A 25,902-nucleotide genomic window follows, 5' to 3' on the forward strand; every position below is an offset into this window, starting at 1 on the left:
ATTGTTTAGTTTGACTATAGTTGGGATTGACCGTAGATCAAATTAACAGCTTTGTTATTTAACCAAATAAGGTGAAAAATCAGATAAAGTACCTGTTACAGATAATAACGAGAAAAAGTAGTTTATTTGTCTGCGAGTTATAACAATAGGCACAATAAAAAACCGAGGGAAATTAACATTTCACTCGGTTTTTAAATCTCTTTATATAGCAAGCAACTCACTAATCGCTGAGCGGCTCTGTTGAAGGCTCAACTTGGTTTACTGGCTCTTGCTCGGCCTGCTCTGCTAACTTGGCACGTTCAGCTTTTGAAATATAGCGCGGCTTATTGCTTTTATGTAACTTAGCATTGGCCTTTTTTTGCTTCATTTTTAAAGTTTGATTAATTTTTTTCTTACGGTTCATAATACGCTATTTTTCACTTAGTTGAGCAATTGCTATTTTAGTAATGGCTATTTCAGCAATGGATGATTTTCTGGTAATTGTTTTGCAATCCACAACGCCAGCTTATGTTTCATGTTTGGCTGATTTTCTTGGTCGACTGCCAACGGTTGCACTAGTTTATCATTAACCAATAACCGATATAAACTTTCGACTTTATCTTTAGCCGCATTAGTGGCAGAGAACCCCTTATAACCGCGATTCATCGCGTATTTTTCTCCGATTTCAATCGCTTTTTTCAAAAGTGCTGCTTCGTTTTTTAACTTTTTCATTCAAAATCCATCGTTTGTAAAATATTATTCGAAATTAATTTGCCGGTGGCGCCATGTTAAATGCATTAAGTTTGTTACCGTCAAGATCACGAAAATAGCCGGCATAAAAGCCCGACAACTCACCTCTTGGACCCGGTTTACCTTCACACGTTGCGCCAAGTTCAATGGCTTTATTATAAAAAGCGTCCACCTTATCGGTGCTATCAAGCACAATAGCGACCATAGTGCCGTTACCGACAGTGGCTGGTTTGCCATCAAATGGTTTCGTTACTGATACGCCAGCTTGCTCTGGTGCACTCGCCCAAGCGACAAACTGGTCTGACTCAATAAAACGACCTGCGCCTATCGTTGCAAATAGCTCATCGTAAAATGCGACTGCTTTTTCAAAGTTGTTAGTACCCAATGTGACATAACCGATCATTTCATTCTCCTTAACCTTTAAAATCAACCTTATTTACTTGAGCTAATTAATTTAGCTAGTAAACTGGGTCTGCTTATAAATTAGCTAATTGACTTAATTAACGTTGGCTCAAACTGCGCTAAGGTTACCGTTAAATTAAGCGCTTGATACTGTTCTTCAAGTGCCTGTAAGTCTTTATCTACCTTAGTTATCGTTAACGTATTATCATCAAGTTCATACACTTGCTTTAAGCTAGTGTAATAGAAATTGAGCACAATAAAAGCATCAATTTCACCCTTTTGTGCTGCTGCTTTAATTTTTGTTAAACGGCGATAAATTTGGTTATGCAACTGCTTTAATTGCCAGACATAATAGATTTCTTTAAACAAATCACTGTCTTTTAATTTGTTTAACACCAAAGTACACATAACCAAGGCGATGATCACGCCAAGTAAATTAAACCTAAAGTTGTTTACTGTTTCACCAGCAACGGCAACATCACCAAAAAAATGAATAAGTACCGTACCCAATAACACGGCAAGAATGGCAAAGCTTGCGACAAAAGCCACAATCACTTTATTAAGATTTTTACGGTAAGTTGTTTTATCTATTTCAATTAAATTCATCTGTTTTTCTATTTAAACCTGTACTACTTATGTGTGTTGATATGGTGCTAGTTATTGATTTTTCAAGCGCCTTTTTCTCACTGAGCGATTAACCGTTTTACGAAATTGTTAAACCCGAGCGTCGAGTAACTTTTGCTTCAACCCCATGTTGCCAAACATGCGGCAACGCAGAAATGCTCAGAATATTTTTGGCGCGTGTTACCCCAGTGTAAATTAATTCACGCGACAGCAATTTATTATCCGCTTGTGGTGGTAATACCATAGCAACATGGTTAAATTCACTGCCTTGGGTTTTATGTATGGTCATAGCAAATACCGTTTCAAATGGCGGTAACCTAGACGGCATTAACCATCGTAACTGCCCTTCGTCTGTTTCAAAAACGGCCATTAAGTGACCACTTTCATGACGCCAGATAATGCCAATGTCACCATTGTATAAACCTACGCCGTAATCATTTTCACTGATCATAATCGGTTGACCATGAAAAATAGTGGCTTGCGCGTTGATGCAGCCTAAATTTGATAAAATATTTTTAACTTCAAGATTAATGTTGTCAACACCAAATTCGCCCTGTCGCGTAGCACATAAAATACTGAAACGGCTCAATTGCGTAAACGCATCTTGTACCTGTGCGATGTTAAATAACGGCTGATAATAGTGTTTAACCAATGTTGGTAACCACGTTTTCATTGAAGCGCTAAGCAAGAGTGGCATATCTGCATTTGACGCTTTGCTTGCGCTATCTGGCTCGGTCAATAACTGCCAACTCTCCTTTGCTTGACCATTAATAACCAAGCTCGCTACACGACCAATGAGGCCTTCACCATCAAAACGTCGACTTTTCGTTAATAGGGTTACATGATCAAGCGGTGTTTTTTTCCCTTTAACTTGTTGAGATTTTAACTCATTGGTTTGGCAAACATCGGTTAAGTAGGCGATATTTTCTTTGCTGTAACCTGTGTGCGGTCTCGGGGCGATATCCGCTAAAACACTGCCCGTAGCCACTGAGGGCAGCTGATCGGCATCACCTAATAAAATAACTTGTGTATGGCTCGGAAGCGCACGCAATACCCGGGTCATCATAGGTAAATCAACCATGGAAACTTCATCAATAAGCAATATATCGACAGCTAGCAAGTTGTCTTGATGATGACGAAAATTAACGTTATGCGGAATAACACCTAACAAGCGATGTAAAGTAGTGGCTTGTCTAGGAATAGCGTCAAGAATTGCGGCATCAATTTGGCCAGCAAAGCCATCTACCGCTTGGCTGATAGATTCAGATAACCGCTGCGCAGCTTTTCCCGTTGGTGCGCACAACATGATATTTAGCGCAGAATCCGCTTGTTGCTGGTGTAACTTGACTAATGCGGCAAGTAATTTAGTCACCGTATAGGTTTTGCCCGTGCCAGGACCGCCGGCAATAACAGAAAAACCTTTATTAATGGCATTGGCAACGGCAACTAGCTGCCAGTCAATTTCGCCATCGCTACGCGTTGGAAATAATTGCTGCAAACACTCTGTCACCGCCTCGGTTTTTATTGCGCGCCTAGTTGATAAACGCGAAGTGATTGCTTGTGATAATTCATGTTCAAACTGAAAGTAACGACGTAAATATACGCGGTTTTCTTTTGCAACAATCAAAGCATTGTCGCCTTCACTAATGGCTAAACCGGTGAGCAATTCGCTAAGTTCGATTTTGTTCGCAAAGATAAAACCATGATGGCTAACAATTCCTTGCTCATCGGCAGCATAACCAAAACGCTGCCCAGCAATATCGTCAATTAACAAACAGCTATGCCCTGCTCTTAGACTTTGACTGAGCAAAATAATTAAGTGGAACAGTTGCTGCCTGTTTTGTGGTGATAATGGCGAAACGCCTGTGTTGTATTCTGTTGAATTACTTTCTTTTGTACTATTTTCAGTTGAACTGCTTTCTCTGGTGAAAAAATCTTGGCAGACTTCTTTTGCTAAGAAATAGTCTATTGGGCTAAGTTCATGAAACTGCTTACTTGCGTTGGCAAAGCTTGAATAAAGCTGTTGATTACTCATCAATTGTTACCTCAGATTGCGCGAACAATTGATCAAGTTGTTGTAACTCGTCTGCGCGAATAATGCGATGATAAACACCATTAAATGTTCCTTCATCGGTATTTTTCATACCACGTAAATAACAATAATAAATACCGCCAAAATGCTCAGCGACACTATAGTTAGGCAACGAAAATTTCAACTGTCGATGCAATGCCAAGGCATAAATTAAATACTGTAAATCGTAATAATTACTTTCAATATTAGTGCGCATTTGGCTTTGTTGATAACAAGAAAAGCCATCACCTAAGTGACTCGATTTATAGTCACAAACATAATATTGCCCTTGATGTTCGAAGATTAAATCGATGAAACCGTGCATCATGCCCTTAAGCTGTTTAAAAGGCGGTAAATGCACTTGGTTAATGCTCACTTGTCGATGTTCAGCCAATATTTTTCGCAAACCTTGCATACTGGCATTTTCCATTGGAAAATAAAATTCACTTTCACGCAAGGTTTGCTGCCACGATAAATCCGCTAAACGGCCACCTTGCACTAATGGCGCCTCTACGATTTCCGATAACCAGTGAGTCAATTCTGCTTGGCTAAAACCTGTTTCGCCAAACTTAGTTAACGGTCGCTGCATGGCAAGTTGCCAGTCAGGATTGGCAAAGTCGCAATGCTCAAGTATTTCATGAAGTAAATTACCAGTACGTGCACCTTTGGTTAATTGAAAGCGCATTAAGCTCGATTGTTGCTCTGCCAAGCTGTCGTTTATCGGGTTTAGCAAGTCATTATCTCTGTCGGGAGCCGATAAGCCGCCATGAGGTAAATTGCGCGTTAATGCCGAAAATGAACTTAACCACCAATCGCGTTCAATTTTGCTGGTAAATTGAGGCAATATCGGCGAAACAGCGCTATTTGAACTAAGGTGAGCAATAGAGGATATTTGCTCGCTATTGACTTGTTGCACGCTTATTGATGTTGGGCAATCGTTGACTAAGGTATTAAGGCTTTCAACAATATTGTGTTGTTTTTGCCATTTAAGTGTTTGCCCTAATGGCGATAAATGAAAATTTTCAAACTCTGTCGTTAAAATATAACAGCGCTGCTCAGCACGTGTTATCGCCACATACAATAAACGAATAGATTCTGCATAGGCTTCTTCAGCCATGGCATTTTTTGCGGCTTCGTCGGCATCTAAGCTCATCACTAATTGTTTATCATTGTCGTGATATTCAATAAGATTGACCGAGCGATTACCAAATTTTAGTGGCGATTTATAGCGGGTTGCAAATGGTACAAACACCACGGGATATTCAAGACCTTTACAGCCATGTTGTGTGACAATGCGAATTAAATTATCGTCACTTTCTAAACGAAGTTCAGCTTCCGCGGCCGAATTTTCACTTTGAATTTGTTGCTCAAACCAAAACAACAAGGCTTGTGCTTGATAATGACGCTGACTCGCCGTTTGCAATAGTTCGAATAAGTGCAAGAAATTAGTTAACGCGCGATCGGTATTGTTTTCTGTCGGCGCAATACCCGCTTGTGAATTTTCTTGGTCACTGGCATCGCCACGGTCAAGCTCTTCAGCATTGTCATTGGCTAATTGATCAATAACAAAACATTCATGCATGAGTTTTAACGCCATGCTGATAAAGCCTTTATACTGCCAATGCTCACGTAACTGGGTAAACTGGGTTTTAAGTGCTTGCCATGCGAGATCATCGTTTTGTAACTGAAACAATTTTTGGGGCGTATAAGCTAAAATGTCAGTGGTAATGCCGGCTAAGAAGTAACGGTCGTTTTCAACAAATAAAATCGCTTTTAACACCGCAAGCAATTGTCTCGCTTGCTCGCTATGAAATAAATTGGCGCGATTACTCAAAAATACCGCTGGAATATTATGTTCTACCAAGGCCGTTTTAATCGAGGCAGCTTCACTGCCGTCACGCACTAATATGGCAATATCTTGAGCTTGCAGCCCTTGCGGCATGTCGCTATTTGCAGGCGACAATAACTCAGCTATTTCACTGGCACACCAATTGGCCATAACCGGGCGGTGGCTTTGTGCAACCGACTTATTTTCATTCTCGTTAGTAAAATGAATAAATTGCAATGCAGCATTTTTGTTGTTTTGCTGATCATCATTAGCGCGACTATCAAAACAGCGCTCTTTAGCGACAGGGGACGCATTTACGGGCTGATAGTCAATGCCATAACCAAACACTGGCAACGGCTGCTCTGCAAGGTTATTGCCATAAAAAATACGATTATACGCTTGGATCATATTTGTTGAAGAGCGCCAATTAGTGGCCATTAACCATTGGTGGTCACAATTATCTCGCGCGGCTAAATAAGCAAAAACATCGCCACCACGAAAGCCGTAAATTGCTTGTTTAGGGTCGCCGATCATAAACAACGCAGACTGTGTTTGTGTCTGATAAATGGCCTGTAAAATGGTAAATTGCAGCGGATCGGTATCTTGAAATTCATCCACCAACGCCACTGGGTATTGTTCAAACAATCGCTGTGCTAGCCCCATTTGAACATCATCAATGTCATTAAGCTGTCGCTCATCGGCTAACCTTGTTGCCAAGGTTGCAATTAAATCGTCAAAGCTGAGCACACCTTGCTGTAATTTACTCTCTTTAACTTTAGTGCGAATGGCTTCAATACCTAGTTGCACCACAGAAAAGGCTTTTGCTTTTTCTATCGATTTTGCCAGTTTGGCAACTTGAGTTTTTACTTCTTTGGTAGGCGAGAAAATCTCAAGCAACTGACTTTTATCTTTTGAGCGAGCAAAGCGTTTGCCGTCGATAAACGCTGCCGGCATAGCTGAAAATGCATGAGAAAAGTTTTCTTCAATACCAGCTAACCAAGCCACTAACTGCTGGTATTCTTGTTGTCTTTTTTCTTGCTCTGCCCCTTTTTTAGGGGCAATTAACGTTTGCGCTAAAAAATCTTGAGCATCGATTAAATTTTGTTTGGCTTGAACAACTAACGCGATAAAAGCGTTTTGAATATCGTCAACTGAACGTTTTGATAGTTGGGTATCACGGCCAATCGCTTTATTAAAGTCAGTTAAAAAGCTTTCTGGGCTTTGCCAGAACTGCGCCAATAATAGGTATTGCTCAGGCTCGGCTTTGGCTAAGCTGCGATACCAATCTTGGCAGGCTTGTAAAATAATATCTTGGCAGTCGGTTTCCATTTTAGCGTGAAAACTAACACCACTGGCAAACGCGTGTTGACTTAAAACCCGTTTACAAAAGCCATGAATGGTGAATATTGCCGCTTCATCTAAAAACAATAATGCGCGCCTTAATAGCGGCATTGCCTCGTCATAGCTAATGCGACTGGCTAACCTGCTAAAATATGGATCGCTGGCAACCAATTCATGCCAGTTATTCATTGCTTGTCGAATAAAATCGTCGATACGGCCTTTAATTTCTTCAGTGGCATCTTTGGTGAATGTCATCACCAAAATTTGCTCTACCGGTAACTTTCTCTCTAATACCATGCGTAAATAAATACGGGTAATATTATACGTTTTGCCCGTTCCGGCACTGGCTTCAATTAAATGCTTACCGGTTAAAGGAATGCTATGCGCTTGTAAATTTTCCATGCTAAGCCTTAGCTCCTTTAACGTTACTGCGGGTACTCGACTTTGATTGCTTTACCGCTTGCACCGCAGTCGCCATTGGTTGGTAAGTATCGCTAAGCAGCTCTAAGTGCTCTGCTAAATCTGGGCATTGCGGCCAAAAATAGTGAATGTAGGGATCTGCGCCAAACGGATTAAAACTATTGGCCCCTTGCCAAAACTGCTCAAATTCTTGCTGAGTAAACGGTTTACGCTTGGTATTTACCGCTTTTTCGCCTAGGTCACTGTTAAGCAGTAAAGCTTGGTGCTGTCCGAGTAAATAATAACGAAGTAAATGCGTTAACTGAGCAGTAAAATCCGCAATAGTGGCAACGTTTATCTCACTTGTTTTTTGGCTTTTGGTATCGAAATACAAACCAATATGCTGGTCGACAAACGCTAGCTCGTCACTCGCTTGTAACTGCAAGTGTTGCAGTAATAGTTGGTGCAGATAATGGTTAAATTTGTCTTTCGCTTTGGCCGAGCTACTGCGATAAAACACCAATTTATTATTTTTTATCGGTAACGCGACATTGATAATACACGTCACCTTTTGTTTTGACACCGGATGCATGACATCAAGCATGCATTGGCCATGGTAAACCTCAGGGTTGTCTGCATCTCGCTCGATGATGAGCTGCGCAAATTGTTCACTGTCGTTTTGCCAACCGCTAAACACTTCACTTGTGGTCGGTAAATCTGGAAATTTGCCCGACAAGTTTGCTGTGGTTAACACCTGAGCACACGCCTGTTCGCTGTTATCTGAACCTAAGTAAGCATTTAGCAAAGCTTGTCTTAGCAAATAACTTTCTAATGAGTTAACTAAAAAAGGTTCAACATCTGCCAGTTCAGTTTCATAATGGGTAAAGTTAAGTTTCAGCTGTTGCTTGGCAAACGCTTTTGCGGGGTGCTGATAAAATACCACTAAGTCAGCCGCGTCTAATGAAATGCTGTCTGACACTTGTTGGTCGCTTTTTTTATGCTCACTATCAGTATTAGTATGTTTAATGAGTAAAGGGCCATGATCGACTTTATTTACTTGTTCTTGCGCTGTTTGTTGATACGGATTAAGCGCCAACCATTTTTGGTCGAAGCTTGGAAAACGACCAGTATAATTGTGCAGACTAAAGGCTTGCATCGGTAATTGACGCAGCACAAGTTTGCTTGGCAGGTCTTCACTTTTTTGATGACCTTGTTGTTGACTACTGTTTTGCTCTGCTTTTGCTTGCCAACCGTAGGCAAGGTGCAAATATTCACAGAATTCTTTTAGTACAATTGAAGGTTGTCGCTCGGTATTATTTTTAATATTGCGACCTTGGTAGCTCAAATAAAGCGCTTGTCGCGCCGAGATAATCGCTTCAAGAAATAAATAACGGTCGTCGCCTCGACGCGAACGATCGCCGAGCCTTGCTTTAGCATTGGCGAGTAAATCAAAACCAAGTGCTTGGCGCTGCCTTGGGAATTCGCCATCATTTAGTCCTAAAATTGCCACCACTTTAAACGGAATGGAACGCATTGGCACCATAGAGCAAAAAGTCACTTGCCCGATCATAAATTGTCTACCGGGATCTGGCTGGCTAAAATGATTATTAAGAAAATCACGCACAATGATCAGCGGTATTTGGTCACTAAATTTGGCGTCAAAACAATACTCAGACAATTGTTTAATTGCCGTTGAAATATCTTCAAAACTGCGCTCGCCAGCCATCAAAAACAACTCATCTAACAAGCTAAATAAAAATTCCTGCCATTGGTTTGCCGTGCGCGCTGTCGCTAATTGTTGTGAAAAATACTGTAAATGCTCGATAATTAGCATTAATTTACCCAACAATTCACCATCACTACCTTCCACTGTCGGCAGTAATAATTGTTGTTGGTAAATCACACTGGCATCGCCAAAGGCAAAACCGCGCAATAGACGCGACAAGCCTTGTTGCCAAGTAAAACTATTGCTAAGGGGTTTAGTTTTTAAGATTTGTTCTTTATGCGCTTGGTCTAGGCCCCAATGAATACTGGCTTGTTCAAGCCAAACGCTGATTTTGTCGACTTCTTCTTCACTTAAATTAAATTTACCCGCCATTGCAGGTAAGCGTAGTAATGCCACTAATTCCCCGACTTTGAAACGACTGTCAGGTAGCTGCAAAATATCTAAAAATGCTGCAATGATTGGCTCTGCGTCTTTACTAATGCGATCAGCAATTGAACAAGGCAATGGCGGAATATTATCATCGAGATCTTGCCAGCCGCGGGTAAAAACGGCGTCAACATACGGCGCATAATGTTCTATTTGCGGACACATCACGATGACATCTTTTGGTGTTAAGTTTTTATCTTGATTAAACTGATGCAATAACCAATCGTGCAGTCCTTGAACTTCCCTTAGTGCACTATGACAACTGGACACTAGAATCGACTCGTCTTGGCTAAACCCTTGATTGTTTGCTTTATTGCTTTCTTGATGAGAGTGCTGGCTTTCGCCTTGTTCAGCGTTTAATTTAGCCTGCTCGCGCGCATCGGTTAAGGTTAAAATGTCTTGCTGAATTTGCGTTAATAAGGTTTGCGGTGGTGATTGCTCAGAGATGGTATCAAACGCTTCGATATCTATGGTGCTGTGCTCTTGCAAAAGCGCCAAAAATTCTCGCCCTTGTTGGCCTAAGTTCGCCAATAACGGATTACCAACCACAAGGTTTTGGTCGTTAAAGTCACCACTTTCCACGCTATCACCAGTAAAACCTTGCGTCCATTTTTCAAGTGTTTTAAAGGCCTGCTTTTCTGACTGAATATCGCCCCAATAGTTGTAACAAGGGTTTAAATGAAAAAAGTGTATTTGGGTATGCTCGCTTAGCTTGGCAATAAACTCTAACCAGATAGGCGCCATGGCATTAATGCCAAAAAAGGAAATACGCTCGGGAATTAAGGCTTTTTTAGTGGCCATATTGTCAATCGCGTTAGCAATGAGTTCTTTTGGGTTATAGGGTAAATGTTCGGTTAACATTTGCCACAACAACCCTTGCCAACGTGCGCCTTGCTCACCGTCTTGATGCTCGATACCATCAAGCGGTTGATCAACTATTCCCTGCGACCAACTGTCGATCCAGTCTGGTCGAAATATCAAATATTGCTCGTATAAATCCGCCAGCTGTTGTGCTAATTGATAACGTTTTAATAATGCCTGCTCGTTACTTGCAACGATTGAATTCTCTGTTGCTTTACCGCCCTGCCAATATTGATTAACCTGAACAAATGCTTCATGTTGCAGCACCTTGTCACTTGCCAATAAATGATAAATTCGCCAGGTTAAGACTTCTCGAGAATAAGGCGACTGTTCAGGGACTATTTCATCGCTAGCTAGGCTGCGGATCAGTTTCCATAAAAATTGTGCCGGCAAGGCATAATCAATATTCATGCTAATGCCACGCTGCTCGGCTAACGACATATTTAACCAATGCTGCATGCCAGCATTTTGAACGATTATGGTTTCTTTTGAAAAAAACGGTAACGGAGAGATTTGTTGAATTTTATCTAATAGCGCTAATAAACTTTCCATTTTATTAGCCGGATAAAGATAGATCAAAGCATGGCCTTGTCAAAAGATACATATTCAACAAATTTAACCACAAGCTTTCGCTAATACCAAGTAAATTCAACCGAATTTACTTGGGGGACATAATGATAGATTTTGTTCTAAGCAATCTGGCTAATAAAGCAGCGTTATCAGGCTTAACTAGCCTAAGTTCGACTAGAGCGTGTTGACTTTTGGTGTATGTTTTTGCAGCGAATTGTTTGCCATTTATACAAGGCAGAGCGATTGTCGTGTAGTTATTCTACATAAATGAGTGATAACGCAGTAGAAATGGCAAACAAACGCTGTCCGAAGGATTCATTTAAACGCTTCCTGCTCTTTGTTACTAACTTTAGACGTACGACTCAAGGGATTGAGGAGGTAGGGCGACGTTTGGAACCAAAGCCGAGAACCACTATGCCTTCAAGTTAGTGCCGCGATCAGAAAGCGTTTAAATTGGACAAAATTCATACCACAAAGATCAACACGCTCTAGCTAATAAAATCAAAGTGCTCTTGAAAATACTCACCAACAACGGGAATTAAATATTGTTGTCCCAACAGCGCATAATACAAGGCAATTAGCCAAGTAATTAATAGTGCGATATTGATCATCCAACCCACTAAAGGGATAAAGGCAAATATTGCGGTCGCCACCACTAAACCTAAAGCTTGTCGTAAGTGAAATCGCGCAAATGGTGATTTATTTTTGCCATAAATCACCACAGCGACAAGCCATCCAATGATGGTTAAATAACTTAAAACAGCAACAATTTTTTCGATATCATTATGCTCTTTTGTTTGCGTTTCAAAAGCCGACATAATTGAACTCCATCATTTTTCCCTGATTAAAATTTAGCGGTAATTTGCCATAAAAACAACTTGTAAAACGGCTCGTAATTGACTACTCAAGCGGTTTTTGTTGCCGTAAAAGTAGCATACATTGTTGATATTGCTGTTTTATTAACAAGGTTAATTTTTTTTGTTGCTCTACTGTAATACTGTCATATTCTAATGACTTAAAACTTTGGCAAAAACGGTGAAATTCAACCGAAAGCGCTGGGATTTTCCGCTCCACCTCTCGGGCAAATTGTTGTACTGTCGCTGATTTATGCTTAACAACGCCTTTTGCAGCGAGTGTCTTTACTAAGGTTAAATAATAACTCAGCCAAATATGTTTCACCTTAGGCGCTTTATGATGTCGATGAACTAACATCAACAGCGTCATGGTAACAATCAAGGCGAAAGCAATCGCTAACGCGCCTTTTAACGCATACACTTTGCCAAACCATTGTTTGAGTAAATTCACTTGTTGCTCGGTGTTGTAGCCAACAATCCATTTAGTCCACTGATAATCTAAACTTTCAAGTTGTGTTTTTATTGCGTTTATCCATTGAATTGAATTGAGTTGATAAAAATTAATCAACTCTCCAGAAAGTGCTGAACGCTGCGCAAACAAGGCGTCAGAAAAGCCCTGTTCAACTCGCTCTGGACTTACTGCCGCTGTTGGGTCAATACGTTGCCAGCCTTTTCCTTCGAGCCAAACTTCCGTCCATGCATGTGCATCTTGTTGTTTAATCGTGTAAAAATTACCTTGCTGATTATATTCGCCGCCCAAATAGCCAACCACTAATCGTGTTGGTATGCCCGCTGCGCGCATTAAAAAAGCAAAGCTGCTGGCATAATGTTCACAAAACCCTGACAAACTTTGAAAATAAAATTCATCTAAAGCGTGCTCCCCCAACAAAGGTGGACTTAAGGTATAAAAATATTCTTGCACGCGAAAACGTTGCAATACGGCATTGATGATCGCTTGTGGACTTTGATGTAGCTGGCGAAGCTCTCGGCCAAGCTGTTGCAGTTGTGGGTTTGAATTTTGCGGTAAATGTAAATAAGGCCTTAGTGCTTGTTCTGATAAATTTTGCGCTAGCGGTGAGTCCATATAACTCGTCACTCGGTAACTGAACAGCTGCGTGACGGGCTCTTTGCTGTATAAGCTAAAATCAGACAACGAAATAATGTTGCTGTTTCGTGTCGTGGCAATATCTAAGGCAAATAACCAATGTTGAAAGCTCGCATCGGCAATCACTTGATATTGACTACCCTCGCCGGCGACTTGATGAGTCACACTGGGGTATTTTTTGTTATTTTTACGAACAAAATCTTTCACCGATTGCGACTGACGCCACGACTTGCCATCAAATTGGTCAAGGGCTAATGTGCGCCAGTATAATTGTTGATATGGCGGCGCCTCGCTAGCAAACGTCACCCGAAATGCACGTTTATCTGACAATGCTAAATTGGCAACATCGCCAACCGTGACACTGTCTGATAAACCTGTTTGCGCAGACTTTGCTAAAGGTACTTGCCAAAACGGCGATAATTTTGGAAAAATGAAAAAAAGAGCAACAGCTAATGGCATGCTTTGCAATACTAGTTTAGCTGACAAGAGATAACTGCTTTTCACTGATTGCACTGAACTAAAGTAGCTTAATAATAACGTAATATTTAAAATTAATACCAATGAGTACAGCGCAAAATAACCAAGTTCTTGCGTGAAAATAAAGCTGGCGCTTAACAAAAACAAACCAATAAAAAATAACTGATAAAAGTCGCTTCGTTGTTTAATTTCTAATATTTTTAGTGCATAGGAAAAACTCAATAAATGCACCATGGTCAATAATAAGCCTAAAGACTTGGCATTAAGCGCTAGTACCACACAACCTGTTAGCGCAAAAGCCACTAACAGCCATTTATTGACAACAATATCAGCTTTAGGGATCAACCACGAACGCCAAAGCACAGCAAGCAAAGTTAAGGCGATAAGCCACCAAGCTAACTGCTCGATTAAGGTTAATATATTGGCACTAACGACCGCAATAAGTAACCATTGCATCTGCGCAGTCAATGCCAAATCCTTGTGATTCAAATCCTTGTTATTCAAATAAGATTCCTGTGTTTGCTGCTAACTTAATTTTATTACTGATTAATTTTACTATTGATAAATTTTATTGCTGATAAAGCGCTAATTCTGTTAAACAATGAGCTAAATGCTGCGCCCCTTGTTCGGGCTCAATGTGAAAGCGTGGAAATTTCACGCCAAATTTTTTCCCTTGGCCATCGTATTCCAGTATTAAGCCACAAAGCATCGACAATTTAGTGTCAACATCGGCCGCAGGCATTGCTGACAAACTTAACCAGATTTCGTCAGCGCTGTCTTGTTGGTATTGTTTAGTTAGCCAACCTTGACCGCGCGCTACTTGCTTCCATGCAACATGGCTTAGCGGTTGTCCTAAACGATAAGGCTCAAGTGCATAAAAATCGTCGCCCTGTTTAATCGGCTTTGCGTTATTTACAGGCATTGCCTTAGCAGCGTCATTATCGCTTTGCATGTCATTTTCGGCTAAAAAAGCCCCTTTAATCACCTTAGGCTCGGGATAAATAATGACATCTATATTTAAGTCGAGCTGGGTCCAAGTCGTAAATAAACCTAAGCCGTATTCACTGGCGACTTTTAAACGACCAAGCGACTGCCGGCCTCGGTGAGTCGCAAAAAACGTCGCATTAACCGAGCTTTTACCACTAACGATTGTTTGCTGAAAACATTTGGGCTGATTGTTGAAGGAAAAACTAAAATGATGCCGCGCTTTCGTTGAATTAAGTTCTATTGGCACAGCAATGGTTTGCCCTGAAAAGCCTCGAACTTCGGCTAATTGCGCTACTTCTAACCCTCTTACATTATAAAAGCTGTGCAACATGGCACTGATAAAAAAACTGGCTAATAAATAGGTTAACAACAAAATAACGTTGTTTTGATAATTCGTACCAAGTAAAAATAGCAATAATAAAAAGGCTAAATAAGCAAAACCAAATTTACTTGGGAAAATAAAAATATTCCGGCTCGTCAGTTGATAACGATTTTTCGCCGGCATGCGCTTTTTTAGCCATAAATTAACGCGTGCGGCGATAATGTTTGTCAGTGTACTTTTAACCGTTAATAACATTGTCATCACTCATCAAAGCGTTATAAAGGCTGCATTACATCAACATCGGCTAATAACGTTTGAGCAATAGATGATGACAATTGTTGTTGATGACCTGCATCTAGCCTATGCTCGCACACTGCTTCAAAAACCGCTTGAACATCATCTGGAATGAGATGATTTCTATTGTCGATAAATGCCCAAGCTTTGGCCGCTGCTAATAAGGCTTTACCTGCTCGTGGCGACAAAGGGTTTGCCTGACAACTTTGCGCACGGCTTGCATGGCAAAGGCCAATAATGTAATCAAGAATACTGTCAGAGGCGCTAACTTGCTCGGTCGCTTGCTGTAATTGTTGAAACTCTTGTGCATTAACACACGCTGATAAGTTAGCATCAGTACTGCTTCCTGCACGCAAAATGTCTCGTTCCGCGTCAATGCAAGGAAAACCAAGTGATATTCTCATCATAAAGCGGTCTAGTTGAGACTCAGGTAAAGGGTAAGTGCCAGCATGAAACAGTGGGTTTTGTGTCGCAATAACAAAAAATGGTGATGTTAACGGATATGTCTCACCGTCAATACTGACCTGCTTTTCTTCCATAGCTTCTAATAGTGCCGATTGTGTTTTAGGGCTAGCACGATTAATTTCATCAGCCAGTAAGACTTGATTAAAAATAGGCCCGCGATGCAAGGTAAAACTTTGTGCTTTAGGGTCAAAAATAGACACGCCGATAATATCTGCTGGCAATAAATCACTGGTGAATTGACTGCGCTGATAGCTTAACCCTAAGGTTGTTGCTAACGCGTGCGCCAGTGTGGTTTTACCCATGCCCGGTAAATCTTCAATTAACAAGTGCCCTTTTGCTAACAAACAAACCAATGCCAAACGAATTTCATGCTCTTTGCCTAAAACCGCTTGATTCATTTGCGCTAAAATTGCAGCCACTTTGTTTTGCATCTTCACACCTTCCTGTAGTTACTTAACCACATACTATGAATAAATACCTTAATTAGGCAAGTAGTTAACTCAATCAATCGATAAAAGTGCTGATATTTTATTTTTGTTTTAGATCAACAAAATGCGTTTAATATTTACGCAAAGCGACAGTTGTTAGCTAAATGATGAGTTATTTGACCTTAATCAAAAATTACCTTGAGCGATTTTGCGACAGTATCTGTCTACAAAAATAACAGTGATGTTTAAAAGGAGGTCATAACCTATGGGTAAAAATATTGCCAAAGATACCTTTTGTGACCATGACTACTGTTTATTTGAACAAAAGTTGAGTCAGCAGCTTGAACAACTTAAAGACATTATTGAACAAGACGGCTTTGGTCAGTCAACACTCAAAATAGGTGCTGAACTTGAAATGTACTTAGTCGATGCTGACGCACAGGTAAGTCTTGCTAATCAACAATTGCTTAACGATTTAAACGATGTGCAGTTTCAACCCGAGTTAAACCAATACAACATCGAATTAAATTTAAACTGTTTCCCGCAGCAAGGCCAACCGTTTACCGCGTTAAGAAATGAAATTTTAGACAAAACCGCCAAATTGGAAAAAGTGGCAAAAAAGCGTGGCATAAATATCGTGCCCATCGGCATTTTACCAACGTTAGAAAAAAAGCACCTTAATGTGAATTACATGACCGACAGCACCCGCTATCGCTGTTTGGCTAACTACCTTTATCAACAACGTGGTGAAGCATTTAAAATCAATATATCTGGTGAAGAAAACTTATCAGTAGATTTTGACGATATCTGCGCCGAAGGTGCAAATACCTCTTTTCAGGTGCACATGATGACCAAGCCAGCGTTGTTTTGCCAAACATTTAATGCTGCCCAGCTCACTCTTCCTTTAGTGACCGCCATTGGTGCCAATTCAGCGATATTTCTGGGCAAAAAATTATGGCATGAAACACGTGTAGCTTTATTTAAACAATCGTTAGACATTCGTCTACGCGATAAAGTCGCGTGGCAAGAGCCCCCAAGAGTGAACTTTGGCCACGGCTGGCTACGAAATGGCCCGTGGGAATTATTTGCCGAGTCTGTTGCCTTATATCCTCCGGTGATCCCCGAAGTGGTTACAACGAAAAATGAAGAAAATTTGGCAAAACTCGACGAATTAAATTTACATATGGGCACGGTGTGGCCATGGCATCGCCCTGTTTATGACCATCATAATAATGGCCATATTCGCATCGAATTTCGTGCTATTCCTGCTGGGCCAACCAGTTTAGATATGGTTGCAAATGCGGCATTTGCTATAGGCCTTGCCGCAGGTATGGCAGATAACATTCAAAATTACCTTGCTGTTATGCCATTTAAATATGCCGAATATAACTTTTATCGCGCCGCTCAATCAGGGCTAGACGCTAAAATTTTATGGCCTCTTAATAACCCCTATAAATTAGAAGAAGTTGCCCTAACAGATGTTATCAATGCACTTATTCCTATTGCCAAACAGGGCTTAGCGAGCTTAGGTGTTGATAACGAAGAAATTAACCAATTTATTCACATTATTGAACAACGACTAAACCGCCACATTAACGGCGCTATTTGGCAACAAAACACTTTAACTTATTTAGAGCAAACGATGGACAAAACATCCGCTTGTCGCGAGCTTGTTAACTTATATATAACTAATTGTAGAACGTGCCAACCCGTTGCTACATGGGAGCAAATATGGACATAAATTTCTCCGCGCTTGATTACCTTAAAGATCCAAGCAGCCAACAACTTAAAGAAACGCCTGAGCAATTTTTATTGTCTTTATCTGGGCCAACAATCATTGACATCACAGGTAGTGATCAAAGCCGTTGTCGCGTATTAGTTACGCTTTTACATGGTAATGAGCCCTCTGGTTTAATTGCCATGCATCGTTGGTTAATTGAATACAACCAAGCCAATAGTCACTTATTAATGCCTTCAACGAATATGCGCTTTATTATTTGTTCGATAGAAGCGGCTAAATCTCTGCCTTTGCTTAGCACCCGTTATACGGTAAATGGCAAAGATCTTAATCGCTGTTTTGGCAGTAAAAATAACCAAGGCTTTTACCAACGAGCTAACCTTATTGAAAATGCAATCCGTGAAGTAAACCCCGAGGCCATTGTCGATTTGCACAATACCTCAGGCCGTGGCCCGGCATTTTCAGTTTGCACCCAAAGCAGTGACGATAATGTGTCACTGACCTCACTGTTTTGTTCAACCATGATTTTATCGCACCTTAGCTTAGGTGCATTAATGGAGCAAAAGTTTAACTGCCCAACTATCACCCTTGAATGCGGCGGCAGCCAAGACAACGAAGCACACGAGCTCGCTTATGAAGGCATTAATCGCTATTGCAGCTCTGAATTAATTCATGATTGTCATCACAATAATCCGGTAGAAATTATTCATACACCACTGCGTTTGCAGTTAAAGTCGGGCGTTGATTTAACTTATGCTGATAAAAACACAAGCGCTGATGGTGTTATTTTAAAATTCGATCTTGAAAAGTTTAATTATGGTATTGCACAGCGCGGTCAATCGTTCGGTTGGATAAACGGCTGTGGTTTAGAACATTTAGAATTGGTTGATGCCGATAAAGAAGACGTTATCACCGATTACTTTACGGTACTAAATAATGAACTGATATGCGCAACTAATATTCGCGTATTTATGGCAACACCCAATAAAAACATTGCCATTAATGACTGTATTTTTTATGTGATTAAACAACGTGATATTAAAAATACCAAAATACCCGACATTGATTATTTTGTTGGCACCTAAAACTTAGCCAATGAAACATCAACGCCAAAAGATAAAAACAAGCCGTAAAAAAGCCCGTTAGCTAATCGACTCACGGGCTTCTCGGTCTTTAACGACTTAATTTAAATTTGTGATTATTCTTGTGCTGGAATTGCGTCACCTTGAATGAGGAAGTTATCGATATAGCCATGTTGTGTTCCTTTGTCTTCAGCGCCATTACTATTAAACTGGATCCAAAGTGTTTTTTGATCATTGGCATCTGCTGGCAATAAATGCTCTTTTTTAACAAAAACTTGTTTTGCAACACCGTCAACATCATTACTAAAGCTGTCGATTTCAACCCAGTTTATGCCATCAATCGAGTAATTCGTTGTATATTTTAAACCATCAATTAAATCTTTGGCCGCGATATCATAGTACAACTTTATATTTTGCTGTCCTGTGGTATCAAAAATAGCGGCATGGTCAGCACCATTTTTTGATCTTAAAGACGTAGTACTTGAAATAGTTTCACCGCCATTAACCGCTTCCACCGCATCACCACTGTGATCCACTTTTGATGGTATAGGAGCTAACGCAAATCCATTTACGTGACTCTCAGCGATATTTGCCCATTCAGCTGTTAATGTTTCCATCAAATTAAGCCCCGTTGAGGCAACTTTTCTAATACGAATTTTTTCATTGCCTTCAGATACATCATTGGCAATACCGTCGGTAACCGTTAAATTTAGCGTATAGAAAGCATCACCTGCCAAATTACCGCTGCTAACTGTAGCTATTTCTTCTTCGGTAGGTTGACGTAAAAGTACAATATAACCGTCAGGCGTAACATCAAATAAGTCACCTTTACCGCCAAGGTCATCACTTACTAATTCAAAAGTTAAGCTACTGTTGTCGTGTCCATCAGTTGCACGTAATGGCATTGACGAGCCGACAATTCCACCGATAGCTGCGGGTAAAATATCCTCGGCAAATTGCGCGTGAGTAATATTTAATACGGCGATATCTTCTTCGCCATCGTCGTTATTGGTTACTTTTATGCTAAATGTATTAGGGTTGTTTTCATCATAAGCAAATACGCCCGCTAAACCACCTTCAGCATCAATTGTTAACCAATCAGGTCCGGTTAATTTTTCAAATGAATAATTGTCAAAAAATGACGCAATATAATCACCAAGGCTATGATTGTGCTCTGAAAATTCAGCATCAATTACGCCACCATTTTTCACTATGGTATCTTCGGTAAAACCAAAGAAAAGCTTATCAACAACTAACGTAAATTCCTCGGTAATGGTAAATTCGCCATCAGAAACACTCACTTCAAAACTATAATCACCTGGTACATCGGTAACACCCGTTAATTGGTCACCATCAAGCGACAACCACCCTGGGCCGCTAACTAGTTCATAGGTTAACGCGTCACCTTCAATATCGGTTGCACTTAATGTTGCAGCATATTCAACAGTTTGGATAGCGGTTAACTTCGATACAGTTAAATCAGTTGGCCCTTGGTTTGGATCAGAAACCAGCAAATTAAAGCTTTGCTCAATAACATGTTCACCGTCGGTCACTGACAAAGTAAATGCGTAACTACCTGCTGCTGGTATTACACCTGTAAGCTTGTCACCCTCAAGCGAAAGTAACGGTTCGCCTTCTACTTCTGGGCCATCGACAAGTGCAAAGGTTAATGGGTCTTGGTCTAAGTCTTGCGCAGAAACCACAGCTTCAAATGGCTGTGAGGTAATACCGGTTAAATTGGAGACCTCAAAATTATCTGGCGCGCGATTATGAATAACAATATTGATTACCGCACTTCCTTCAACATATTCGCTGCCGTCAAAAACACGAAACGTTAAGTCTGAACTACCCAAGCTTTCTAAAGGAGGTGTGCCAGTAACGGTGCCGTCTAAACCCACAACAAGCCAGTCTGGCCCTGATAATTTGGTATAAAGCAATTTATCTTCGTCGGCATCGGTTGCAGAAATCATAGCATTAAAAGGCACTAACTCGCGGCCGTCGGTATTATCAATCATAGGGATTGACGGCGCACTATTGGCATTGGCATCGTCGTCATCGTTGAGATCACAACCCGATAATAATAGGCATGAACTCATGGTAGCGAACATTACCGCACGTGAGCATTTTTTTAGTTTCATGGTGTTGTTAATAATTTGCATAAAGTGACCTTGTGATTTTTATAGTTTTTCACATATTCTAATATTAATTCACATATTTATAATATAAATAACACACAAGAACAAGAGTAAGCATATTTATTTCATCATAAATAAATAAGCGATTGTATTTATAGGAATTTATATTTTAAGGTTTTATCTAATTGTACAATTTAAAATACAATTAGGCGCGAAAGGTGATTTAAAAGAAATTGAAATAGAAATTAGATGTGACGGTGAAAAGTAAAATGCACTAACGTTTGAAAGCTAGTGCATTAAAACAGTGTTTAGGCTTATTTACCTAGGTAAGAAGAAAATCATAAAAGTGCAAAATAGCGTTATAACCACAAACCATTTAACAAAAACACCTAGCATTCGCCTTTTGTCATTCGGATGTTTTTTGGCAAGCGGCATACCGCAGCTCAAACATTCAGAGCGACTATCTTCGTTTTCTGTTTGGCAATATAAGCACGGGATCTTATTCATATAGCGTTAATACTCTTTATTTGTCTTAGTATGAAAATACAAGCTCACATGAACTATTGATTAGTTAATTGATGATACAACTGCGGCAATTTTATTGGCAATTGCGACGGCTTTAACAACACCGTATACGAGCCACTACCAAATATATAGGGCAAGTAATCCTCAGCTTCTTGATCAATTGTTATGCAAAAAGGTTTAATACCCAAACGCTTAGCTTCAGCAATCGCTTGATGGGTATCTTCAATGCCAAAGCGACCTTCATAATGATCTATATCGTTCGGCTTGCCATCCGTTAAAATTAGCATTAGCTTTTGAGACGACTTTTGTTCGGCGATTATTTTAGTTGCTTGGCGAATAGCCGCGCCCATGCGGGTATAAAAACCAGGGCGTATCGATTGAATTCTGCCGCGCACATCATCACTGTATTTTTCATTAAAGTTTTTTAGCATCGAAAAGCGCACATTTTGACGTTTTACTGATGAGAAGCCATACATGGCAAAGTTATCGCCAACCGCGTTTAATGCTTCGCCAAAAAGCATCAAACTGTCTTGAACAACGTCGATAACGCGATTATTGTCGTCTAAATGCGCATCGGTCGACATAGAGATATCCGCTAACAATAAGCAAGAAAGGTCGCGGTTATTACCACGAAAACTTTGAAATAAGCCCCGCTCTTGTGTCGGCGAAATGGTGCTTTCAACATGAAAGTCTAACCAAGAGGATAAATCTAACTCTTCACCTTGCGGTTGGGCTTTTAGCCAATAGCGCACACTGCGTAATTGTTCAAATTGCGCTTGTATGGTTTTAGAAATTTTTCGCAATCTTGCTGGTAGCGGTTTTGCCGTGGCATCTTTGGGTAACATTGGCTGAAGCAAGACTCTGTCTTCAACTAATCGATGAGTTTTGTAGTCCCACTCAGGCAGTTTAAGCCCCTCGCCCATTGGCGTGTCATCTTCTGATGCCGACGGTAAGTCCATATCAATTTTAATACGGGCACTTTTTTGATTTTGTTGTTGCGATAAGGTTATTTTGTCGAGATCTTCAACGATACGTTGATTATCTTCGTCATCATCGTCGCTATCGTCACTGCCGCGATCCATTTTTGCAAATTCACTCCAAGAAAACATGCTCTCTAGGCGAAAGATCATCATACCACTGCGGCTTTCCGGTGAATCGACACGCTCGGCTTTTTTGCGACTGGTTTCACTTTTTTTACTGCCGCATACACTTTCTTGTTGCTCAATTTCATCTGGATATTCGGGCATCAAAATCTCATCAGCTTGCGCCGAAGGATAGAGCCACAAATAAACCGCTCGAGGGGCGAAATTAACTACAGGAAATTTCGTAACTGAGCCTGGTTCGAGCACGGCTTGAATAATCGCATTTTCCATAGCCTGCTCTTCGGCAGGCATTTTTGAAACATCGATACGACTTTCTACAAAAGCCTTAGCAAGCCGCTGATATCGCACTTGCAGTGCAGGATATTTTTGTAAAACATCAACCACTAACGCTTGATTATCTATCGCCCAATGTTTAAATTTTTGTTGATGATTGGCCGCAAGAACGGCTAACCAAATATATAAATCGCGGTTAAGTGATTCCGTTGGCAAAACGGCTAAAGATTCAGGTAAACGTAAGCTTTCTTCATCTTGCCATGCCAGACTAAATTGTTGATTATGACCTGAAATTTTCTGTAAGAAGCTGCGGCGCTCCAAATATTCTCTTGGGCTTGCGGCTTCAACGCGCTTAAGTGGGTCTCCGCCTAACGCTCTAAAGACAACGCCTATCGACTTACTTACCTGATTAAAATCGACTTTAGCGTCAAAATAATCTGTACTGGCTTTTCGAGTGATAAACCTATGCCAAAAACCACCAACCCACTCTTCCATTTCAACTCAAAACTGTAAAAACATGATGCATGCATAATAGCAAGGCCATAGTTAAAAGCTGTGATTTAAATCAATATCTCGCACAATGCTCAACATTTGGGTTACCTGCGTTTACATTATTGGTTCATACTAGGAGGAGTAAAGCTGCAGTTGACTGGTTATACGAATAAAATAACTGTGGGGTTTAGAAATATGAATAGTTTAAGAAATTGTTACTTGCTTATTTATTAATCAAACAAACTGTGCAATATTCGTAACTTACGCCCCGTAATGTCATCAAAAAAATAGTTTCTACTCGCTAGCCATAAGGAATATGACCATGCAAATAGACAAAACATTGCTCGTGCCACACAGATACAGCACCCGATATTCTAAAATAATATCAATTGTGCTGACCACATCAGTACTATTTAGCTTGTGTTCTTTATTTGTTTATCATTACCAACAGAAAATTGAAGAGCATCAACAAAGCTTGCAATTTATTAAAGCACCACAAGTTAATGATCTCTATTTTTTAGACTTTCGATTATTAAGTACTAATCAAGTTGCCAATCAACGCTATAAAATTGCCAAAGTTGTTGCTATTACCGGCAATATTATCTCATTGCACTATGGCAATACTTTCTACCCTCACCATAATACCTTGCTAAACAGCGTTAGCTCTGGACAGCTAGAATTAGCAAACTACTTCAGCACTGACATTTATAATTTTCGCCATCAAGAAATTGAAAATATGTTTGCAAGCAGTGCTATTTACGCCGCTAAACGCCCAAGTACCACGCTAATAACGATTACAAAAGAGTAAAGAAAGTAAGCAAAGTAGCACCTGAATTTGCGTTATTGCCGGTTTTTAATCAAGCATAGCTGATGCACAGTCAGTCTGACTTTTGGCTGATTAACTTTTGGCTGTAAAACGATTTCCTAAACACCACTTCCCAGAAGCTACTTTCTAAAAGCTTGATAACGCACGACATCATCCGTACATGTTAACCATGGTGCTTTTGAGCGTACAAAAATATGCGCATTCACCGTTAGCTGACAATCAAGCTGGTCAAACACCGCCAACGCGACTTCAATGGTATTGTCTTGTCGATTGTAGCTCGACTCAAAGGTTAAACTCGCGCCACAACACGAACAAAATTGTCGCACGGTATCATTCTCGGCTCGGTATTGGCTTAAGTATTCCTGCCCTCTAAGCCAAGTTAAATCACTGTTGTTAACTTCAGCAAAGGTAGAAAATGCAGCGCCATGAAATTTTTGACACATAATACAATGACAATGAGCAATATTGGTTTGAAATTGCTTAACAGAAAAGCCTATTTTTGCACATAAGCAGCTTGCGGTATTCGCCATCATCAGATCTCAATTTATGCGGTTATAGTATTCAACTTACTGCACAATAATGAAAAATACTAGTCGTTGATGTTGCCAGAATGAGTATTAAGAAAAAGTTGAAAACAAGCGCCTGAAAGCTCGCGACTATTACTGACTTTTAATTGTGCTTGATGCCAATCAATGATCTTGCGCGTAATGGCAAGCCCAAGCCCATAACCGGCAATCTTTTCATTATGCTCGGCACGTGAATATGGCAGAAATAATTCATCCACTTCTTTAATATTAACCCCTAAGCCATCATCTTCAATTTGCAACACTAGCTGGTTACCATGCTGATACAGCGAAATTACCACCAACTGGTTTGAATACTTAATGCCGTTATCAATCAGGTTTTTAATGGCGCGCGCAATCAAACGTTCATCCACTTCTACTAATAAGTCGCTTTGACAATGAAAACGTATGGTTTTAGACGAGTACTGCCCAAGCAATTCCATATAATGCTTAACCATTGGCACAATACTTTGCTCTGTTAAATGTAAGTGCGGCACTTCTTGGTCTTGTTTTGAAAACTCAAGGTATTCGTTAACGAGGCGATTAAGTTCATCAATATCTTGCTGTAGCAGTACTTTAGTTTCTTCAACATTAGTTTCATCTAGCGTTGCCAAAGAAAAGTTTAAGCGCGATAAACTGGTTCTTAATTCGTGAGATAAGGTACTGGAAAGTTCTTTTTGCAAGGCAACTAATCTCGATATTTTTTTGATCATCCAGCAAAAGGAATCATTGACTGGCTGAAAATAACGGGATTTAGGTAACCTTAAGTGATGTAGATCACGCGATTTAACAAAACCTTGTGCGGCAAATTTGAGCTGATACATATCGTGAAAAATAGGATATAAGCCGATAAAAATAATCGCCGCCAGCATTAAATAAAAGCCACTGGTATACCAAGAATTATCGAGAATGGGCTCAACGGCAACGGGCCCAAAACGCATAATATAGTTGGCGTTAAGTTTTTTATAAAAATAATCGCCATGTTTACCGGCAACCACAATCACTTGAAAGCTTTTAAGTTGCTCAACAATCGTGGTATTGGCGGCTACATCTGAAAATTTAATGATCTGAACATTAGTAAAAGGTAACGGCGTCGAACTATTACATTGATATTGTTGGCAATATTCCGTGACTAATTGCGGCATGTAGTCAAAGTCAATTTCGATATTATTTTGCTGACGTTGATACTGAAGAAAGCAGTAATCGACACTTACGATCAAAATAAAAAAACTTAAAATAACCAACAAGTAGTAGCG

Annotated in this window: 18 protein-coding genes; 3 read left to right on the forward strand and 15 right to left on the reverse strand. The window is 40.2% G+C overall.

Annotated elements, in window-relative coordinates; translation table 11 throughout:
* Positions 1-220: 220 nt before the first annotated feature.
* From ACRRSQ_RS11070 to ACRRSQ_RS11120, 11 genes are all read right to left on the reverse strand, one after another.
* A complete protein-coding gene (locus ACRRSQ_RS11070; protein ID WP_440875807.1) occupies positions 221-403 on the reverse strand; it encodes a DUF2986 domain-containing protein in 183 nt (60 codons plus the stop codon).
* A gap of 47 nt (positions 404-450) precedes the next feature.
* Positions 451-711, reverse strand: a complete 261-nt coding sequence (locus ACRRSQ_RS11075) for a DUF5062 family protein (RefSeq protein WP_440875808.1) — start codon at positions 709-711, stop codon at positions 451-453.
* A gap of 34 nt (positions 712-745) precedes the next feature.
* Complete coding sequence (locus tag ACRRSQ_RS11080; RefSeq protein ID WP_440875809.1) at positions 746-1,132, reverse strand: VOC family protein; 387 nt, start codon at positions 1,130-1,132, stop codon at positions 746-748.
* An 80-nt stretch (positions 1,133-1,212) separates the two neighbouring features.
* Complete coding sequence (locus tag ACRRSQ_RS11085) at positions 1,213-1,737, reverse strand: DUF3087 domain-containing protein (protein WP_440875810.1); 525 nt, start codon at positions 1,735-1,737, stop codon at positions 1,213-1,215.
* A 97-nt stretch (positions 1,738-1,834) separates the two neighbouring features.
* Positions 1,835-3,790 (reverse strand): exodeoxyribonuclease V subunit alpha, encoded by a 1,956-nt coding sequence (gene recD, locus ACRRSQ_RS11090; protein ID WP_440875811.1) that lies wholly within the window; start codon positions 3,788-3,790, stop codon positions 1,835-1,837.
* Positions 3,783-7,397 (reverse strand): exodeoxyribonuclease V subunit beta, encoded by a 3,615-nt coding sequence (gene recB / locus ACRRSQ_RS11095; RefSeq protein ID WP_440875812.1) that lies wholly within the window; start codon positions 7,395-7,397, stop codon positions 3,783-3,785. Before recB ends, recD begins: the two co-directional genes overlap by 8 nt.
* A gap of 1 nt (position 7,398) precedes the next feature.
* Complete coding sequence (gene recC, locus ACRRSQ_RS11100) at positions 7,399-10,986, reverse strand: exodeoxyribonuclease V subunit gamma (RefSeq protein WP_440875813.1); 3,588 nt, start codon at positions 10,984-10,986, stop codon at positions 7,399-7,401.
* A gap of 479 nt (positions 10,987-11,465) precedes the next feature.
* Positions 11,466-11,795, reverse strand: coding sequence for a DUF4870 domain-containing protein (locus tag ACRRSQ_RS11105; protein ID WP_440875814.1), 330 nt, complete (start codon positions 11,793-11,795; stop codon positions 11,466-11,468).
* An 82-nt stretch (positions 11,796-11,877) separates the two neighbouring features.
* On the reverse strand, positions 11,878-13,881 hold the full coding sequence (locus tag ACRRSQ_RS11110; protein ID WP_440875815.1) for a transglutaminase family protein: 2,004 nt from the start codon (positions 13,879-13,881) through the stop codon (positions 11,878-11,880).
* A gap of 100 nt (positions 13,882-13,981) precedes the next feature.
* On the reverse strand, positions 13,982-14,977 hold the full coding sequence (locus ACRRSQ_RS11115) for a DUF58 domain-containing protein (RefSeq protein WP_440875816.1): 996 nt from the start codon (positions 14,975-14,977) through the stop codon (positions 13,982-13,984).
* Between the two features lie 20 nt (positions 14,978-14,997).
* Positions 14,998-15,912: an AAA family ATPase gene (locus tag ACRRSQ_RS11120; RefSeq protein WP_440875817.1), complete on the reverse strand. Its 915-nt coding sequence runs from the start codon at positions 15,910-15,912 to the stop codon at positions 14,998-15,000.
* 262 nt (positions 15,913-16,174) lie between these two features.
* On the opposite strand from ACRRSQ_RS11120, the gene ACRRSQ_RS11125 reads away from it, so the two are divergent.
* Complete coding sequence (locus ACRRSQ_RS11125; protein ID WP_440875818.1) at positions 16,175-17,650, forward strand: hypothetical protein; 1,476 nt, start codon at positions 16,175-16,177, stop codon at positions 17,648-17,650.
* The gene (locus ACRRSQ_RS11130) at positions 17,641-18,732 is read left to right on the forward strand and encodes a hypothetical protein (RefSeq protein ID WP_440875819.1); all 1,092 of its coding nucleotides are present in this window, start codon (positions 17,641-17,643) and stop codon (positions 18,730-18,732) included. The genes ACRRSQ_RS11125 and ACRRSQ_RS11130 overlap by 10 nt, the downstream gene beginning before the upstream one ends.
* A gap of 113 nt (positions 18,733-18,845) precedes the next feature.
* Here ACRRSQ_RS11130 and ACRRSQ_RS11135 read toward each other — a convergent pair whose 3' ends face one another.
* Positions 18,846-20,888, reverse strand: a complete 2,043-nt coding sequence (locus tag ACRRSQ_RS11135; RefSeq protein WP_440875820.1) for a putative Ig domain-containing protein — start codon at positions 20,886-20,888, stop codon at positions 18,846-18,848.
* 536 nt (positions 20,889-21,424) lie between these two features.
* Entirely contained in the window at positions 21,425-23,260 is a 1,836-nt protein-coding gene (locus ACRRSQ_RS11140) for a nitric oxide reductase activation protein NorD (protein ID WP_440875821.1), read from the reverse strand.
* 319 nt (positions 23,261-23,579) lie between these two features.
* On the opposite strand from ACRRSQ_RS11140, the gene ACRRSQ_RS11145 reads away from it, so the two are divergent.
* Positions 23,580-24,065, forward strand: a complete 486-nt coding sequence (locus ACRRSQ_RS11145; protein ID WP_440875822.1) for a hypothetical protein — start codon at positions 23,580-23,582, stop codon at positions 24,063-24,065.
* A gap of 137 nt (positions 24,066-24,202) precedes the next feature.
* Here ACRRSQ_RS11145 and ACRRSQ_RS11150 read toward each other — a convergent pair whose 3' ends face one another.
* Complete coding sequence (locus ACRRSQ_RS11150) at positions 24,203-24,616, reverse strand: GFA family protein (protein ID WP_440875823.1); 414 nt, start codon at positions 24,614-24,616, stop codon at positions 24,203-24,205.
* Positions 24,617-24,672: 56 nt separating this feature from the next.
* Positions 24,673-25,866: a sensor histidine kinase gene (locus ACRRSQ_RS11155; protein ID WP_440875824.1), complete on the reverse strand. Its 1,194-nt coding sequence runs from the start codon at positions 25,864-25,866 to the stop codon at positions 24,673-24,675.
* Positions 25,867-25,902: the final 36 nt, after the last annotated feature.

The organism is Thalassotalea sp. PLHSN55, assembly GCF_052030545.1.
Classification (GTDB): domain Bacteria; phylum Pseudomonadota; class Gammaproteobacteria; order Enterobacterales; family Alteromonadaceae; genus CANMXU01.

Bases quoted from the DNA above. Each gene is read 5' to 3' on its own strand.
- ACRRSQ_RS11070 (WP_440875807.1), bottom strand. From the start codon at position 403: ATGAACCGTAAGAAAAAAATTAATCAAACTTTAAAAATGAAGCAAAAA.
- ACRRSQ_RS11075 (WP_440875808.1), bottom strand. From the start codon at position 711: ATGAAAAAGTTAAAAAACGAAGCAGCACTTTTGAAAAAAGCGATTGAA.
- ACRRSQ_RS11080 (WP_440875809.1), bottom strand. From the start codon at position 1,132: ATGATCGGTTATGTCACATTGGGTACTAACAACTTTGAAAAAGCAGTC.
- ACRRSQ_RS11085 (WP_440875810.1), bottom strand. From the start codon at position 1,737: ATGAATTTAATTGAAATAGATAAAACAACTTACCGTAAAAATCTTAAT.
- recD (WP_440875811.1), bottom strand. From the start codon at position 3,790: ATGAGTAATCAACAGCTTTATTCAAGCTTTGCCAACGCAAGTAAGCAG.
- recB (WP_440875812.1), bottom strand. From the start codon at position 7,397: ATGGAAAATTTACAAGCGCATAGCATTCCTTTAACCGGTAAGCATTTA.
- ACRRSQ_RS11105 (WP_440875814.1), bottom strand. From the start codon at position 11,795: ATGTCGGCTTTTGAAACGCAAACAAAAGAGCATAATGATATCGAAAAA.
- ACRRSQ_RS11115 (WP_440875816.1), bottom strand. From the start codon at position 14,977: ATGTTATTAACGGTTAAAAGTACACTGACAAACATTATCGCCGCACGC.
- ACRRSQ_RS11120 (WP_440875817.1), bottom strand. From the start codon at position 15,912: ATGCAAAACAAAGTGGCTGCAATTTTAGCGCAAATGAATCAAGCGGTT.
- ACRRSQ_RS11125 (WP_440875818.1), top strand. From the start codon at position 16,175: ATGGGTAAAAATATTGCCAAAGATACCTTTTGTGACCATGACTACTGT.
- ACRRSQ_RS11130 (WP_440875819.1), top strand. From the start codon at position 17,641: ATGGACATAAATTTCTCCGCGCTTGATTACCTTAAAGATCCAAGCAGC.
- ACRRSQ_RS11135 (WP_440875820.1), bottom strand. From the start codon at position 20,888: ATGCAAATTATTAACAACACCATGAAACTAAAAAAATGCTCACGTGCG.
- ACRRSQ_RS11140 (WP_440875821.1), bottom strand. From the start codon at position 23,260: ATGGAAGAGTGGGTTGGTGGTTTTTGGCATAGGTTTATCACTCGAAAA.
- ACRRSQ_RS11145 (WP_440875822.1), top strand. From the start codon at position 23,580: ATGCAAATAGACAAAACATTGCTCGTGCCACACAGATACAGCACCCGA.
- ACRRSQ_RS11150 (WP_440875823.1), bottom strand. From the start codon at position 24,616: ATGATGGCGAATACCGCAAGCTGCTTATGTGCAAAAATAGGCTTTTCT.